Genomic DNA, 13,430 nt, shown 5'->3' with positions numbered 1-13,430 from the left:
CCCTCTGTCGTGGGCAAGGCATGGGGGCTTAGCCCACATGGGCGTGCTCTTGAGCAGATCAGGCCACGGTGTCGTTTCGGTCGCCGGCCGCCTCGCCATCGGGCAACGTTGCCGTCGTCCGAGCCTTGACCTCTCTATCGGATGCCAGCATCGCGGGTTCGTCGCCATGCGTTGTGTGCACGGCGGCCGAGGCACAGCCGCCCGTCGGGGCGGAACGGTCGGATCGCGCATGACACTGCGTAGCACCCGAGGGCTGCGAGGATGAGCAGGCTAGCGAGGACCATCAGGGTGTTCCCTTCTCTGCAGGGTGGTTTCCGGGCTTCTGGGGGTGGGGGCTGCTAGGCGCTAGTTGCCAGCTCAGATCCCCGTTTGCCCGCTAGCGGGGGTGCTAGACCTAGCAGCGAGGGGTGCTAGGTCTAGCGGCTGTGCTCGGCCTACGTGGCGGCCCGGTCGGCGTCACGGCGGGTGATGGCGGCGGCGAGGTCTGCCCGCTTGATGCCACGCCGGTTCTTGCCCTCGCCGTCGTCGGTCTGGCCCCACACCTGGCCCGTCTCGACTCCCCAGGGCTTGAGCGCCGCGGTGACGTTCTCGCCCTTCCAGCCGCCGTACACATCCGGGCGCAGCTCGGCCAGGCGCTGCGCGATCCGCTCGCACCACACGGCCTTCTCGTCCAGCGGCAGCACCTTCAGCACGTCGCCGAGGACGTCCATGCCGGCGCTCTCGGCCGGGCCTTGGCCGATGGCGTGCCCGGTGACGTTGCCGTACTCCTCGCGCAACTGGCGGGCGCGGGCGGCGACCAGCTCGGCCGCGGGCGCGTCGACGAACGCCGAAGCGACGATGCGCGGGTCGTCGCCCTCGCCGGACATCCAGCAGATGCCACGGTCCGAGCGGCTGAACATCGTGGCCCTGATACCCCCCTTGTAGGCGCCGGTGCCCAGCACCATGTCATTCGCGGTGTGGCCCATGACCTTCAGAGCGAACCGCAGCACCGCGTTCGCGGAGATACCCGGCGGCAGCGACTTCGCGTCCGGGCGCTGCGTGCCGAACATGGCCACGATGCCCAGCGCCGGCCCGCGCTTGACCAGGTCCGTGCAGATCGATTCGATCTCGGCCCCGTGCTTCTCGTGCTCGAACGGCACCTGGCACTCGTCGAACCCGGCCACGATCGGGTGCAGCCCGTACCGCTTGTCGCCGGCCAGCGCGCTGGTCACCTTCGACTCAGGGCAGATGCTGCTGGGCAGCGACTTGATGACCTTTGCCCGGCGCCGCAGTTCGGCCTTCAGTTCACGCAGGGCCTGCACGACGTACTCAATGTCCTCGTCTTCCTCCCCGGCCCGGTAGCGGTGGCACACCGGCTCGAGTGCCTTGAAGTCGCCGGTGCCCTTGAAGTCGAAGGCGTGCAGTTCGGCCCGCGGGTCGAGGGCGGCGATGAGCAGCAGCAGCCGCATCAGGAACGTCTTGCCCATGCGCGGGATGGAGCCGACGACCACGCTCGCGAACATGAGGGTGACGGCCATCTCGCGCATGCGCTGGTCGTTGCCGAACACGACCGGCCGGAACAGGTCCACCTGCCCGTCCTTCAGCAGCGGCCACGCGGGCTTCGTCGTCTCGTTCATCGGCTTGTCACCGACCCACAGGATCAGGCGCCCCTCGTGCTCGTCGGGGTCCGGGGCCGGCCACACGCAGCCCAGCTTGCGCCGCAGGCCGGACGCCAGGGGCTTGCGCGATTCCATGATGTCCTCGGGCGTCACGCCGTACGGCAGGTCGAGGTCGGCCCGGTAGCCGGGCCCGTCGCGCACGATCTCGGAGACGAACCGCATCCCGTTCATGTCGCCGCCCTTCTTCACGGCGGCGGAGATGCGGGGGTTGCCGATGGCGTCCAGGCCGCGGAGCACGATAGAGCCGGTGAGCTTCTGCACCTCGGTCTTCAGCACGGCGGGGCCGATGACCGGGGCGTCCTTCTCCTGGCCAGCCACACCGAGCAGCAGCACGCCGCCGGCCGCGAACGCGTACAGCCAGGCGGGCGCGAGGACGTACAGCCACAGGGCGAAGCCGAGACCGAACACGGCGGCGACCAGGGTGACCAGGCCGCGCAGGCGGATGCGGCTGCCGCGCAGCTTGGCCAGGCGCATGTACTCCTCGACGTCCTCGGAGCGCACGGCGAAGTCCCGCAGCGGCGCGGCCTCGCGGTCCCACACCCACCGGCTGGTGGAGGCGATGAACCTGCAGGCGCCGCGCGGGGCCCGGACAGCCAGCCGGATTGCGTAGACGCCGCTGATGGTGCGCAGCCCGTGATACGCGGTGGCGTACCCGACGTTCGCCGCCGCGTGCCGCGTGGTGGCCTTGAAGTCGCTGCCGTTCTTGAGCCAGCCCGCCAGGATCGGGCGCCGCTTCTCGGCGCGCACCCCCGGTTCGGGAAGGCTCGGGTTGTCGACGGGGACGGGCGGGGCCGGCTGTTCGGGTACAGCGGGTCCGGGTGTACCCGGCGGGGTCTCCACTGCGGGTACGAGGGTGTCCGTCATGCTGGTGTCTCCTGCTCTCTGCTGAGGTGCGGGGTACACGGGGCGGCCGAGGATTCCGAGTCCAGTACGGCCGCCCCGTGGCGTAGCTACTTGCGCTTGGTCTGCTGCTCTTCGCGCTTGGCGGCCTTCTCGACGATGCGGTCGATGCGGCGCTGCAGGTCGCCCTGGTAGACCCGGCCGACCAGCCGGTCGTCACCGATACCGCGCTTCGCCATCCGCAGCACCAGCACGGCGACGCGGGCCTTCTCGCCAGCGGTCAGCCTCGGCTCACTCGCCATCGCGCACCGCCTTGCCCTGCTCCTCGATGGCGGCCGCGGTCGCGAGCTGCGCCCACACGGCGGCCTGCTCGATGCTGCGCTGGGACGGGTCCAGCCCGCCGTCCCTGCGGGCGAGCAGCTGCTCGGCTTCCTTGCGGTACTCGGCACTGGTCATGTCGGTCCTCTCTCGGGTTGGGTGGAACGGATCGGGCAGCCGGTCAGCGGGGGTAGGGGTGGCCGGCGGGCGGGTACGGCCGGGTCGGGTCGGCGGCGACGCCGTGCAGGACTACCGCCTCGAAGCTGCCGTCGCTGAAGTCGGCGTCGGGGTTGTCGAACGCCTTGTCTGCCGCGGCGAGGAGGCGTTCCGTGCGTGCCTCGTCTCGGACGCGGCGGCTGAACAGGCGGCCCATGACGGGCTCCTCTCGGGTCGACGGAGCGGGGCTGTCCCGGCTCCCCTTGGCGCCCGGACGTGCCGGGCGCCGCGGGCAGTCGTCAGCGCCGCTTGCGGCCCTTCTGCGCGTCGGTCCACATGCCGCGCAGCACCAGCACGCAGATGGTCAGCGCCACGGCGGAGATGGCGAACGCCATGACCGAGATGGCCAGGGTGACCATGAGGAACGGGCCGGAGATGGCGAGCGCCACCCATTTGCCGTTGCTGGCCTGCTGCACCGGGGCCGGCGGGTGCTGGCAGCCCTGCTGCTGGCTGAGCTTCTGCGCCTGCAGGAAAGCCATCACCATGGCCAGCTGCTGCGCGTTGTCCTGCGCCTCGATCGCCTCGCGGGCGGCCTTCTCGATGTCGCTCATGCTGACGGCACCTCCGGCCACACAAGCGCCGGCCACTCCCGCTTGGGGGGCTCCGCGGTACGCGACTCCTCCAAGCGCGCGAACACCTTCTTCACATACGAGGTGCTGCGGGTGGACTGACGGGCTGTCTCGGCAACCGAGGTGCCCAACACCCAGCAGGCACGGATGACATTCGCCGCAGCTTCGGCCGGCAACCTGTCCACCAGCGTGTCGGACACCTCCTCCCCATCGTCGGAGGCGGGGACTTCGAGGGGCCACACCTGCCGGTCACCGCAGATGACCAGCGACTCCACGGGCGGCGCGGTGCGCGGCCCCTCGAGCGCCACCGGCGCGGTGACGGTCACCTCCGGCAGGGTGTCCACGGGCACCTCGACACGCTCCACGACCGCCTCGACAGCGCGCCCGGAGGTGACTTCCTCGAGCGGGTCGACTCGCCATTCCTCCTCCACCCGCGCGGCGTTCTTCGCGCGGTCGGAGACGACGCGCAGTTCGTCTGCCGTGGGCTGGTTGGCCCGCTCGACGGTCACCTCGGTGGTAACCGGGGCGGTCACCTCGGCAGGCGCCGGGTCGGTCCCGGAGGCGACGGTGAGCATGTCCAGCAGGGCCGCGTCCGCGCCATCACGCAGCCGCTCCCGCTGCACCTCCACTAGCTGCGCACCGAGCTCCGCATCCCCCAGCCCGACACGCTTCGCCAGACGCCACGACGTCAGCTCAGACCGCCTCCGGGCGCGCGCCTTCGGGTGGTTAGCGGCACGGGCCCGGTGATAGGCGAGCTGCTGCACGGTCTCCGCGTTCCTGCGCTGCGTCTCCGTGTCCACACCAGTGCGGTGAACCACGATCCGACGCGCCAGCAGCCCAAGGCCCTCGGCCGAGGCAGACATCGCCATCGGGGTCATCGCGTACACGACGGCCTCGGTCGCGTCGTCGGCGACGACCAGGCCGGTCACGGCGGCGGCGATCGGGGCCAGCCACAGGCCGGCACGGACCGGGGTGGGCGCAGCCTGGCCAAGCATCGTCAGCCCGACCATGACCAGCGCCAGCACGAGGGTCACGCCCTCGCCGGCCGCGACCACACCGAGCGCGGTCGCCGCCCGGCCGAATTCGGTCACGATGTTGGAGTACGTTCCCCAGCCGCCAGCAACACCAGCCCCGATCATCGGGAGGGTGGCGGCGGCCAGCACGAGCGTCTGCCCGCGGGTCAGGTGTGCGGTCATCGGGTCCCTCCCGTTCGGGGGCCGTTCAGGTTGGCGTCGTCGCGGTTGGTCTGGGCTTGTCGGCGGGCTTGCGCTTCGGCGTAGTCGCGGGCGTCCTGCGCCCGGTCGTCGATGGCGCTCACAGGGCACCCCCGGCGCGGATGGCGGCCAGGCGCCGGGCGAGGGCCCGCAGTTGGGCCGCAGCTTCGACGAGGCTCGCGGCGAGCTGGTCGACCTCGGCCGGCGAACGTGTGCGGGAGAGGTCGTAGGTCTCGACGTACAGGCCGGTCTCCGGGCGATTGCTGTGGGGGTACTGGGAGAGCATCGCGACGAACAGCGGCTCGGCCGGGAGACCAATGTCGTGCTCGGGCCCGCGGTGGCTGATGTCGACGCGGGCCTCGGGCCGCAGGCCGACATGACCGGTGCACCAGGCGGGCTCGGGGATGGCGATGTCGCCATGGTCGAGGGTGGGCACCGTCACGGTGCGCGGGGCGGTCACTGGCCCTCCTTGTCGAGGGCGGCCAGCAGGTCACGCAGGACGTGGTCGAGGCCGACTGCGGCGCGGATCATCTCGTCCCGGTCGTGGATGTTCGCCCGGGCCTTCTCGTCGAGGACCCTGCGGGCCCGGTCGATGGCCATGGGCAGCGGCGGGACGATGAGCTGACCGTCCCTCTCCGGGTCGTGCAACGGGTCGTAGGACGTGCTCATCACTCGCCCACCTCTCCGAGAGCACGGCGCGCAGCCAGGTGCGCGCACAGGTTGACGCCGTGCCTGTCACCCAGCCGGTTGGCCGTGAGCAGGTCGGCGAGGATGACCTGAATCGGGGGAAGCGCCCGGCGGGACCGGGAGGCCGCGTGAACGGCGGCCTCCTCGGTCGGCCGGCGCACAAGGGCGGTGCTCACCGGTCGTCTCGCGGCTGTGCCGGGGTGGCCAGCCACTCGGCCTTGGCCTTCTCGTCCGAGGGGAAGTCGGCGACGGACGCCGCGGCGAGCTGGGCACGCAGGATGCGGAGCTGGGGGAGGAACCGCTCCAGGCGGGCGATGAGTACGTCGGTCTCGGCGACGTCGAGTTCGAGTACCTCAGTGTCGACGTCCACCCACAGTCGCGTGGTGATGCCGAAGATCTGCGCGTCCTCGCTCGTCTGCGTGACACGGGCGGCGAGGACGGGAGCCGGGCCTTCGCCGGGCAGGGAGTCGGTGAACGGGATGGGGGCGATAGCTTCGGCCGTCGGGCCCTGGTGCCAGCCCGGTTCGCCGTCGTCGCCCGCGTGGTCCATGACGCACCAGGCAGGGCAGCCGTAGCGGGCCCTCCATTCGACGCCGCGCTGTTGGGCGGTGGTGTCCGGGGTGCTGAGTCCCGCCTCGACCATGACGGAGGTCATGAGGTCGGCGAGCTCGGCTCGGCTGATCTTGTCGGCGAGGCTGAGCACCTCGGCCCTGATGCGGTCGGCGATGCTCTCCCCGATGGCTGCCAGGTCGGCCGTGTGCGGCAGGCGACCGGTCGGGGCGGTGTCGGGGGTGGAGATCCGGGGCGGGGTGACGGGGGCGGTCTGCTTCGGGATGCCGGGCAGCATGCCGGCGGACGGGTAGGGGACCATCACGCCGCCGGAAGGCTTGACGTAGGACGGTACGGTCTTGCTCATGGTCTGACTCCTTGTTGCTGAAGGGTCTGACCTAGGCCCCGGGCCGGTGTTGGTAGCACCGCCCGGGGCCGTCCCGTGTCTGTACGGGACAGGTCAGGGATGGGGCTTGATGGCTAGGCGGCGACGAGCTCGGCCGCGCTCTCGGCCTCGACGGCGGCGCGCTCGACCTTGAGGGACGGGGCGGCCGACTTCATCGGCACCGGGCCCAGACCGAGCCGCTTGTACGTGGCGCGGATCTCGTCCAGGTCGGCGGTCTGACGGTTCGACGTCACCCGGGACACGAGCCACGCGCCGTACCGGCCGGCGGGCAGACGGTCCAGCACCTTCTTCGCGGCGCGCTTGCCGCGGTCTCCGGCGCGAGCCTGCTCGGCAGCCTTGCTGTACTGCCCGGCTGCGGCCTCGATGTCCTCGATGGCGGGCATCTCGTCGGCCTCGTACAGGCCGGCCTGCTCGGCGGCGATGGCCTCGGCGGGGGCGTCCGACGCGAGGACGTTGCTGGCGACGTCGAAGGCGGCGGAGACGAGGCGGCCAGCCTGGCGGATGAGGGACTTGATCACAGCGGGCTCCTGGTTGCTCAGGTGTTCCGTGAGGCCCGCAGTCGGTGTTGGTAGCACCGCCCGGGGCCAGCTGATGCCGGCTGGTTCCCCTGCCGACACCTCCACTCTAGGGAACATCGTGTTCCCTTGTCAACGTCTTGGGCCTAGGCAATCACCGCTCTTATGGGTAACGTGATGTTCCATGATGGTGAATGGAACACTGAGTGCCATGGACAAGCGATCACTGGAGCACATCGCGCGCCGGTTCAGGGACGCCGAGCAGCGAGCGGACATCCTCCGCAAGGAGCTGGCCGCAGCGATTCAGCAGGCGGACGCCGACGACCTACCGCAGAAGGACATCTGCGAGGTGACCGGATACACCCGCCAACAGGTGCGGAGGATCGTGAAGGCCGCCGACTCGGATGAGGTCGAGGGCGCCGCCGGCGACTGACTGAGCCGTACACCTTGTGGGCATCGCACGGCCAAAGTTCCGGGCTCCCCGGGCCTCGGGCAGTCGGATGGAGAGATGTGACATGGCAGACGTGAACGCCGACTACTGGACCATCGCCGACGTGGCCGACCACTGGGGCGTCACTACCAAAACGATCCGGGCGTACGCGGCGAGCTGCCTGAGCCGGATCAGATCTTCGGGCGCTCGCCCGTATGGAAGCCGGCCACGATCAACCGCTTCGTGCGCCCCGGCCAGGGGGCGCGGACGGACCTCGCGTAGGGCGGGCGCGCCGGCCTCAATGGCGCCTCGCCGATGGCACGTCGATGGCACCAAGTGGCCCGTACGTGGTCCGTCGGGGGTCAACCACGTCCGATAGCAGTGCGGCTGTGGCCTGCGGCGGAGCGTCTTGCGGGGTCGCGGCGCGTCGCCTTCCGACGACGGGCAACACACTGCTAATGCGGTTTGGGTCTTAAAGCCCATCGAGGGTTCAAATCCCTCCGCCTCCGCGCGTCGATCACTGAAGCCCCGGTCCACGGACCGGGGCTTCAGTCGTTCCCGACGCTTCTGCGAGTGGGGCATTAGGCCGTTTTCGCAGGTCAGGTGGGGTTTGGGTAATGGATTTCGCCTCACGCCGCAGGTCATGTAATGTTGTTCCCGCAACGCCGACCGGGCAGAAAAGCCCGCAACGCCAAGCACTCGTAGCTTAACGGATAGAGCATCTGACTACGGATCAGAAGGTTGCAGGTTCGAATCCTGCCGAGTGCACAGCAGGCCAGAGGCCCCCGGAAATCATCCGGGGGCCTCTCGCGTTGGGGCATACACGTTGGGGCATACAGCAGTGAAGTACAGCAACCGTGTCAGCCGGTGCCGCCCATCGCGTCGGACACCTTGCCGATCGCGTCGCCCACTTCTTCGCTCGCCTCTGCGGAGGCCGCCCTCCATCGTCATGGCGATCTGCGAGTGCCGGAGGATGCGCTGTGCCACCTTCGGGTGGACCTTGAGTGCGACCAGGAGCGAGCTGCAGGTGTGCCGGGTGTTCCGCAGCGGGCTTTCCGCGGGCGGGCAGCGGCCAGGAACCGGCCGGCCCCGGCAACGGACCACGGCTTGATCCGGCGGCGGCGGGCTTGGGCACCTTCACCAGGGAGGCGACGTTCTTGCTGATCTCCTCGCCGGCGACCTCATGGTGAGAGCGGCCCGCAGAGCATCTCGGGAGGCCTGGATGACCCGGCGTGACGGGTACGACTCGCAGCACCTCCCGACCGCGCAGCACTTCCGGCGGCCGGGCACCCTCTTGTCATCCTTCTCCTGGGCACAGCACCGGCAGATGGTCGCGAGCTTGGTCAGCCACTCGCGCACGTCCCGGACCGTGAGTTTGTCCCCGTCGCTGTGTGCCGAGGTACGGGGCGATACAGAGCCGCACGCACCCCTTGTACGAGACGTACGACAGCGGGGCGAGGTTGGGCTTCACGATCGAGTCGAGCCAGTACGCCAGGAAGACGGCGAGCGTCCGACGCCGGGTGGGCACCGGGCCTTTCCTCGCTTCGGCGTGGAGCTGGAGCCACTTGTCGTGGACCTCGCCGCGGGTCTACGGGTAGATGGAGCCCTCGCCGTCGCCGCGCTTGCCGCTCATGCGGACCCGGCCACCCGCAGCATGTCGCCGAGGGTGGCCGGGTCCTGGCCCGCGAAGCCCCTCCGCCGACCTCGGGCGAGTCGCTGCCCGCCATGGGGGCTTCATGAGACGTCTCGGTCGCCCGCATCGCACTCATGCGCACGACTGCCGCACCGGCAGGTGCACCGTGTCTCGCCAGTGGGGGCGGGACGGCTGCTCGCCGCGGCGGGGCCCGACCTGCATCTGCGGACGGCCCACGACGCGGTCGTGGTACTCGATACACGGCTGATGACCGGGTGGGGTCTGGTTCGGGCCGACTCCGGTGCCGGGGTGAGCGTGCCGACCGCGGACGCCCGTGCCGGTGGCGTCCAGGACGGGCTGTTCTGAGCGCACGGCAAAGACTTGGATCCCTTGTGGATCCCGTACCGCAATCACCCTGGACAGATTCGTGACCTGCGCCGGAAGGTGGATGGCATGAGCATCAAACCTGTGGCGGGGATCGAACCGCCCTGCTGTGCCGCCGTTTTCACCTCCGTGCGCCGGGACGGCGCCGAAGGGTACGCCGAGACCGCCGTACGGATGCGGGAGCTGGTCGAGGAGGTGCCCGGGTTCCTCGGGTACGAGTCGGCCGGGACGCCCGGCGGGCTCGCGATCACCGGCGGGTACTTCCGGGACGCGGAGGCGACCGCGGCCCGGCGGCAGAACCTGGACCATCAGGCGGCACAGCGGCGCGGGCGGGCGCAGTGGTACGAGAGCTGCAGCGTGCATGTGGCCGAGGTCGAGCGGAGCTACGGCTTTGTGCGGGACTGAGGCGACGGCGACGGCTACGGAGGGCCGGGCCGAGGCGGCGGAGGTACGGGCGTTCTGGGAGCGGCTCGGGCTGCCGGGGCTCGTCGACGTCCACACGCACTTCATGCCGGAGCGGGTGCTGCGCAAGGTGTGGGCCTACTTCGACTCCGTCGGGCCGCTGACCGGTATGCAGTGGCCGATCACGTACCGGCACCAGGAGGAGGAACGGGTCGCGCTGCTGCGGGAGTTCGGCGTGCGGTCCTTCACGTCCATGCTCTATCCGCACAAGGCGGGGATGGCCGCCTGGCTCAACGGCTGGGCGGCGGAATTCGCGGCGCGGACGCCGGACTGTGTCCATACGGCGACGCTCTTCCCGGAGGAGGGAGTCGCGCGCTACGTACAGGAGGCGGTCGACGCGGGGGCGCGGATCTTCAAGTCGCATCTGCAGGTCGGTGCTTACGACCCGGGTGACCCGCTGCTGGACGCGGCGTGGGGTCTGCTCGCCGAGGCTCGGATTCCCGTGGTGATGCACTGCGGGTCCGGTCCCGCGCCCGGCAAGTACACGGGGCCCGAGCCGGTCGGCCGGCTGCTGGCGCGCCATCCCCGGCTGCGGCTTGTGGTGGCGCACATGGGAATGCCCGAGTACACCGACTTCCTCGACCTCGCCCAGCGCTATGCGGAGGTCCGCCTGGACACGACGATGGCGTTCACGGACTTCAGCGAGGGCTTCAGCCCGCACCCGGAGCGCGAGAAGGGGCGGCTCGCGGATCTCGGGGACCGGATCCTGCTGGGGACGGACTTCCCTAACATTCCGTACCCGTACGTCCACCAGCTGCACGCGCTCGAACGGCTCGGGCTCGGGGACGACTGGCTGAGGGCGGTCTGTCACGACAATGGCGCGCGGCTGTTGACTCCCGCCGGATGACTGCGGTTTCTCAGGGAATTCACAGGTTCGGGAAAGGAAGCTCTCAGCGTGGGGCCGGAACGTGGCAAGTATGACCACGGCCTCGCCCTACGGGCGCACCGAACTGCTCAGGCCGGACGGCAGCCCCGTCCGCGTGCTCGTCGTGGACGACGAGGCGTCGCTGAGCGAGCTGCTGTCGATGGCACTGCGCTACGAGGGGTGGGAGGTGCGCAGCGCCGGCGACGGTACGGGCGCGCTGCGCACCGCCCGTGAGTTCCGTCCCGACGCCGTGGTGCTCGATGTGATGCTGCCCGACATGGACGGGCTCGCCGTTCTCGGGCGGCTGCGGCGCGATCTGCCCGATGTTCCCGTGCTCTTCCTGACGGCGAAGGACGCGGTCGAGGACCGGATCGCGGGGCTGACGGCGGGCGGCGACGACTACGTCACGAAGCCCTTCTCGCTGGAGGAGGTCGTCGCCCGCCTGCGCGGTCTGATCCGGCGGTCCGGGACCGCGACCCTGCGCAGCGAGTCGCTGCTGACGGTCGGGGACCTGACGCTGGACGAGGACAGCCACGAGGTGACGCGGGACGGGCGGTCGATCCATCTGACGGCGACCGAGTTCGAGCTGCTGCGCTATCTGATGCGCAACCCGCGGCGCGTGCTGAGCAAAGCGCAGATTCTCGACCGGGTGTGGAGCTACGACTTCGGCGGCCAGGCCAATGTCGTCGAGCTCTACATCTCGTATCTGCGCAGGAAGATCGACGCGGGCCGGTCCCCGATGATCCACACCCGGCGCGGCGCGGGGTATCTGATCAAGCCCGGTGAGTGAGCGGGCGGTGCACCGGAGGGCGGCCGACGGCGGGGCGGCGAGCGGCAGGGCGGCAAACGGCGGGGAGGTGAAGGGGAAGGCGGCGAGCGGCAGGGTGCGGCGGCGGTGGTCGTTGCGGACCCGGCTGGTGGTCTCCGCGGTCGCACTGATCGCCGTCGTGGCGGCCGTCATCGGCACGGTCACCTGGATCGCCTTCCGTACCTATCTGTACGGGCAGTTGGACACGCAGCTGAGTGCGGTGGCGGCGCGGGCCGCGGGACGGCCGGGGCCACCGCCGGACCTCGACGACGAGCGGCCGCCCGGCGTCCTGTCGGGCAAGCGGCCGCTGGACTTCGTCACCGGTGGCGGCGCGCCGGTCGGTACGGTCGGTGCGCTGATCGCCGACGACGGCACGATCACCGATGCCGTGGAGAGCACCGAGGCGGAGCCGGACGTGACCGGACCCACCGCGATCCGGCTCAGCCCCGCGGCGAAGGCCGCCCTGGCGGTTGTGCCGCGGGACGACGACGAGCACACCGTGGAGCTGCCGGGCCGCGGTGACTACCGGGTGACGTACTCGACCGGGGAGCGCGGCTCCTATCTCGTCGGCATCCCGACGGACGACGTGCAGAACGCGCTGGGCACGCTGGTCGTGGTCGAGCTGAGCGTCACGGGCGCGGGTCTGATCGCCGCGGGGATCGCGGGGGCCTCGCTCGTCGGGGTCGCGCTGCGGCCACTGCGACGGGTCGCGAGCACGGCGCGGCGGGTCTCCGAACTGCCGCTGCACAGCGGCGAGGTGGCCCTGCACGAGCGGGTGCCGGACGCGGAGGCGGATCCGCGCACGGAGGTCGGCCAGGTCGGGGCGGCGCTGAACCGCATGCTGGGGCATGTCGGTTCGGCCCTCGCGGCACGGCAGGAGAGCGAGACGCGGGTACGGCAGTTCGTCGCGGACGCCAGCCATGAGCTGCGGACACCCCTGGCGTCGATCCGGGGGTACGCGGAGCTGACGCGGCGCGGACGGGAGCGAAGCGAGGCGGGGGTACCCCCAGGCCGAAGGCCCTGGGGGAGGGACACGGTCGGCCCGGACACCCTGTACGCGCTGGGGAGGATCGAGGCGGAGGCGATCCGGATGACGGGGCTGGTGGAGGATCTGCTGCTGCTGGCCCGACTCGATGCGGGACGGCCGCTCTCGTACGAGACCACTGATCTTTTCCCGCTGGTCGTGGACGCGGTCGCGGACGCGCGGGCCGCGGGCCAGGACCACCGGTGGCGGCTCGAGCTCCCCGCCGAACCGGCGACGGTACGGGGGGACGCGGCCCGCCTCCACCAGGTGCTGGTCAACCTGCTCGGCAACGCCCGCGCACACACCCCACCGGGGACGACGGTCACGGCGCGGGTCCGGACAGGCGTTCCGGGCACATCGCGTGACGTCGACGCGCCGCCCGGGGCCGTCGCCCCGGGCGCGGCCGCCCTGCCGGGTCGGATCGCGGTGCCCGGCAGGACTGTTGTTCCGGCCGGGGCCGGCAACGACATCGCGCCCACCGGCCCGGGTGCCGATCCCGGCCGCGCGCAGGCCGCCCCCCTCGTCGTGCTGGAGATCGAGGACGACGGCCCCGGCATCCCGCCCGCGTTGCTGCCCCATGTCTTCGAGCGCTTCGCCCGTGGTGACGCTTCCCGCTCCCGGCATGCCGGGAGCACCGGGCTCGGACTTGCCATCGTGCAGGCGGTGGTCGCCGCGCACGGCGGAAAGGTGACCGTCCGGTCGGTGCCGGGACGTACCGTCTTCGGGATCGGGATTCCGGCCGCGCCCGTCTGCATGGACACGTCGGGGGACTGGGCCGCGTTCGAGCCGGCGGACGTGTGCGCGTACGACTCACAGACAGGGCACAGGCTGAGCACACAGCCGTGACAGCGT

Annotated in this window: 17 protein-coding genes, 1 tRNA gene and 1 pseudogene; 7 read left to right on the top strand and 12 right to left on the bottom strand. The window is 70.9% G+C overall.

Going from position 1 to position 13,430, the window contains the following annotated elements:
- Window positions 1–434: 434 nt before the first annotated feature.
- From ACFYWI_RS28470 to ACFYWI_RS28420, 11 genes are all read right to left on the bottom strand, one after another.
- Window positions 435–2,522, bottom strand: a complete 2,088-nt coding sequence (locus tag ACFYWI_RS28470) for a cell division protein FtsK (RefSeq protein WP_389237884.1) — start codon at window positions 2,520–2,522, stop codon at window positions 435–437.
- Between the two features lie 86 nt (window positions 2,523–2,608).
- The gene (locus tag ACFYWI_RS28465; RefSeq protein WP_389237882.1) at window positions 2,609–2,800 is read right to left on the bottom strand and encodes a DUF6257 family protein; all 192 of its coding nucleotides are present in this window, start codon (window positions 2,798–2,800) and stop codon (window positions 2,609–2,611) included.
- Window positions 2,790–2,954: a hypothetical protein gene (locus tag ACFYWI_RS28460; RefSeq protein ID WP_389237880.1), complete on the bottom strand. Its 165-nt coding sequence runs from the start codon at window positions 2,952–2,954 to the stop codon at window positions 2,790–2,792. The genes ACFYWI_RS28465 and ACFYWI_RS28460 overlap by 11 nt, the downstream gene beginning before the upstream one ends.
- A 43-nt stretch (window positions 2,955–2,997) precedes the next feature.
- The gene (locus ACFYWI_RS28455) at window positions 2,998–3,189 is read right to left on the bottom strand and encodes a hypothetical protein (protein WP_389237878.1); all 192 of its coding nucleotides are present in this window, start codon (window positions 3,187–3,189) and stop codon (window positions 2,998–3,000) included.
- 82 nt (window positions 3,190–3,271) lie between these two features.
- Window positions 3,272–3,583, bottom strand: a complete 312-nt coding sequence (locus ACFYWI_RS28450; RefSeq protein WP_389237876.1) for a hypothetical protein — start codon at window positions 3,581–3,583, stop codon at window positions 3,272–3,274.
- Window positions 3,580–4,797, bottom strand: coding sequence for a conjugal transfer protein (locus ACFYWI_RS28445; RefSeq protein WP_389237874.1), 1,218 nt, complete (start codon window positions 4,795–4,797; stop codon window positions 3,580–3,582). Before ACFYWI_RS28445 ends, ACFYWI_RS28450 begins: the two co-directional genes overlap by 4 nt.
- 118 nt (window positions 4,798–4,915) lie before the next feature.
- The gene (locus tag ACFYWI_RS28440; RefSeq protein ID WP_389237872.1) at window positions 4,916–5,275 is read right to left on the bottom strand and encodes a DUF6907 domain-containing protein; all 360 of its coding nucleotides are present in this window, start codon (window positions 5,273–5,275) and stop codon (window positions 4,916–4,918) included.
- Complete coding sequence (locus tag ACFYWI_RS28435; protein ID WP_389237870.1) at window positions 5,272–5,484, bottom strand: hypothetical protein; 213 nt, start codon at window positions 5,482–5,484, stop codon at window positions 5,272–5,274. The genes ACFYWI_RS28440 and ACFYWI_RS28435 overlap by 4 nt, the downstream gene beginning before the upstream one ends.
- Window positions 5,484–5,678 carry a hypothetical protein gene (locus ACFYWI_RS28430; protein ID WP_389237868.1) on the bottom strand — a complete coding sequence of 65 codons (195 nt, stop codon included), beginning with the start codon at window positions 5,676–5,678 and terminating at the stop codon, window positions 5,484–5,486. The genes ACFYWI_RS28435 and ACFYWI_RS28430 overlap by 1 nt, the downstream gene beginning before the upstream one ends.
- Window positions 5,675–6,418, bottom strand: coding sequence for a DUF6907 domain-containing protein (locus ACFYWI_RS28425; protein ID WP_389237866.1), 744 nt, complete (start codon window positions 6,416–6,418; stop codon window positions 5,675–5,677). The genes ACFYWI_RS28430 and ACFYWI_RS28425 overlap by 4 nt, the downstream gene beginning before the upstream one ends.
- A 113-nt stretch (window positions 6,419–6,531) precedes the next feature.
- Complete coding sequence (locus tag ACFYWI_RS28420) at window positions 6,532–6,975, bottom strand: hypothetical protein (protein WP_389237864.1); 444 nt, start codon at window positions 6,973–6,975, stop codon at window positions 6,532–6,534.
- 208 nt (window positions 6,976–7,183) lie between these two features.
- Here ACFYWI_RS28420 and ACFYWI_RS28415 point away from each other — a divergent pair, with 208 nt between their 5' ends.
- Both ACFYWI_RS28415 and ACFYWI_RS28410 read left to right on the top strand, forming a co-directional pair.
- Entirely contained in the window at window positions 7,184–7,405 is a 222-nt protein-coding gene (locus ACFYWI_RS28415) for a hypothetical protein (RefSeq protein ID WP_389237862.1), read from the top strand.
- 692 nt (window positions 7,406–8,097) lie between these two features.
- Window positions 8,098–8,170 (top strand) — tRNA-Arg (locus ACFYWI_RS28410).
- A 92-nt stretch (window positions 8,171–8,262) separates the two neighbouring features.
- Here the strand turns inward: ACFYWI_RS28410 and ACFYWI_RS28405 are convergent.
- A pseudogene (locus ACFYWI_RS28405) lies at window positions 8,263–9,035 on the bottom strand (hypothetical protein).
- A gap of 177 nt (window positions 9,036–9,212) precedes the next feature.
- On the opposite strand from ACFYWI_RS28405, the gene ACFYWI_RS28400 reads away from it, so the two are divergent.
- The 5 genes from ACFYWI_RS28400 to ACFYWI_RS28380 all read left to right on the top strand — a co-directional run bounded on the left by ACFYWI_RS28400 (window position 9,213) and on the right by ACFYWI_RS28380 (window position 13,424).
- Complete coding sequence (locus tag ACFYWI_RS28400) at window positions 9,213–9,401, top strand: hypothetical protein (RefSeq protein ID WP_389237860.1); 189 nt, start codon at window positions 9,213–9,215, stop codon at window positions 9,399–9,401.
- Between the two features lie 87 nt (window positions 9,402–9,488).
- Window positions 9,489–9,824: an antibiotic biosynthesis monooxygenase family protein gene (locus ACFYWI_RS28395; RefSeq protein ID WP_389237858.1), complete on the top strand. Its 336-nt coding sequence runs from the start codon at window positions 9,489–9,491 to the stop codon at window positions 9,822–9,824.
- Window positions 9,811–10,728: an amidohydrolase family protein gene (locus tag ACFYWI_RS28390; RefSeq protein WP_389237855.1), complete on the top strand. Its 918-nt coding sequence runs from the start codon at window positions 9,811–9,813 to the stop codon at window positions 10,726–10,728. The genes ACFYWI_RS28395 and ACFYWI_RS28390 overlap by 14 nt, the downstream gene beginning before the upstream one ends.
- Before the next feature lie 70 nt (window positions 10,729–10,798).
- The gene (locus tag ACFYWI_RS28385; protein WP_389237853.1) at window positions 10,799–11,536 is read left to right on the top strand and encodes a response regulator transcription factor; all 738 of its coding nucleotides are present in this window, start codon (window positions 10,799–10,801) and stop codon (window positions 11,534–11,536) included.
- Between the two features lie 94 nt (window positions 11,537–11,630).
- Window positions 11,631–13,424: a sensor histidine kinase gene (locus ACFYWI_RS28380; protein WP_389237966.1), complete on the top strand. Its 1,794-nt coding sequence runs from the start codon at window positions 11,631–11,633 to the stop codon at window positions 13,422–13,424.
- Window positions 13,425–13,430: the final 6 nt, after the last annotated feature.

Origin of the sequence: Streptomyces sp. NPDC002889, from assembly GCF_042888425.1 — a bacterium.
Classification (GTDB): Bacteria; Actinomycetota; Actinomycetes; order Streptomycetales; family Streptomycetaceae; genus Streptomyces.
This window is presented reverse-complemented; position numbering and strand designations above follow the sequence as displayed.

Excerpts from the sequence above, each read along its gene's own strand:
- ACFYWI_RS28445 (WP_389237874.1), bottom strand. The coding sequence starts at position 4,797 with ATGACCGCACACCTGACCCGCGGGCAGACGCTCGTGCTGGCCGCCGCC.
- ACFYWI_RS28470 (WP_389237884.1), bottom strand. The coding sequence starts at position 2,522 with ATGACGGACACCCTCGTACCCGCAGTGGAGACCCCGCCGGGTACACCC.
- ACFYWI_RS28385 (WP_389237853.1), top strand. The coding sequence starts at position 10,799 with ATGACCACGGCCTCGCCCTACGGGCGCACCGAACTGCTCAGGCCGGAC.
- ACFYWI_RS28460 (WP_389237880.1), bottom strand. The coding sequence starts at position 2,954 with ATGACCAGTGCCGAGTACCGCAAGGAAGCCGAGCAGCTGCTCGCCCGC.
- ACFYWI_RS28425 (WP_389237866.1), bottom strand. The coding sequence starts at position 6,418 with ATGAGCAAGACCGTACCGTCCTACGTCAAGCCTTCCGGCGGCGTGATG.
- ACFYWI_RS28415 (WP_389237862.1), top strand. The coding sequence starts at position 7,184 with ATGGACAAGCGATCACTGGAGCACATCGCGCGCCGGTTCAGGGACGCC.
- ACFYWI_RS28455 (WP_389237878.1), bottom strand. The coding sequence starts at position 3,189 with ATGGGCCGCCTGTTCAGCCGCCGCGTCCGAGACGAGGCACGCACGGAA.
- ACFYWI_RS28450 (WP_389237876.1), bottom strand. The coding sequence starts at position 3,583 with ATGAGCGACATCGAGAAGGCCGCCCGCGAGGCGATCGAGGCGCAGGAC.
- ACFYWI_RS28395 (WP_389237858.1), top strand. The coding sequence starts at position 9,489 with ATGAGCATCAAACCTGTGGCGGGGATCGAACCGCCCTGCTGTGCCGCC.
- ACFYWI_RS28465 (WP_389237882.1), bottom strand. The coding sequence starts at position 2,800 with ATGGCGAGTGAGCCGAGGCTGACCGCTGGCGAGAAGGCCCGCGTCGCC.
- ACFYWI_RS28435 (WP_389237870.1), bottom strand. The coding sequence starts at position 5,484 with ATGAGCACGTCCTACGACCCGTTGCACGACCCGGAGAGGGACGGTCAG.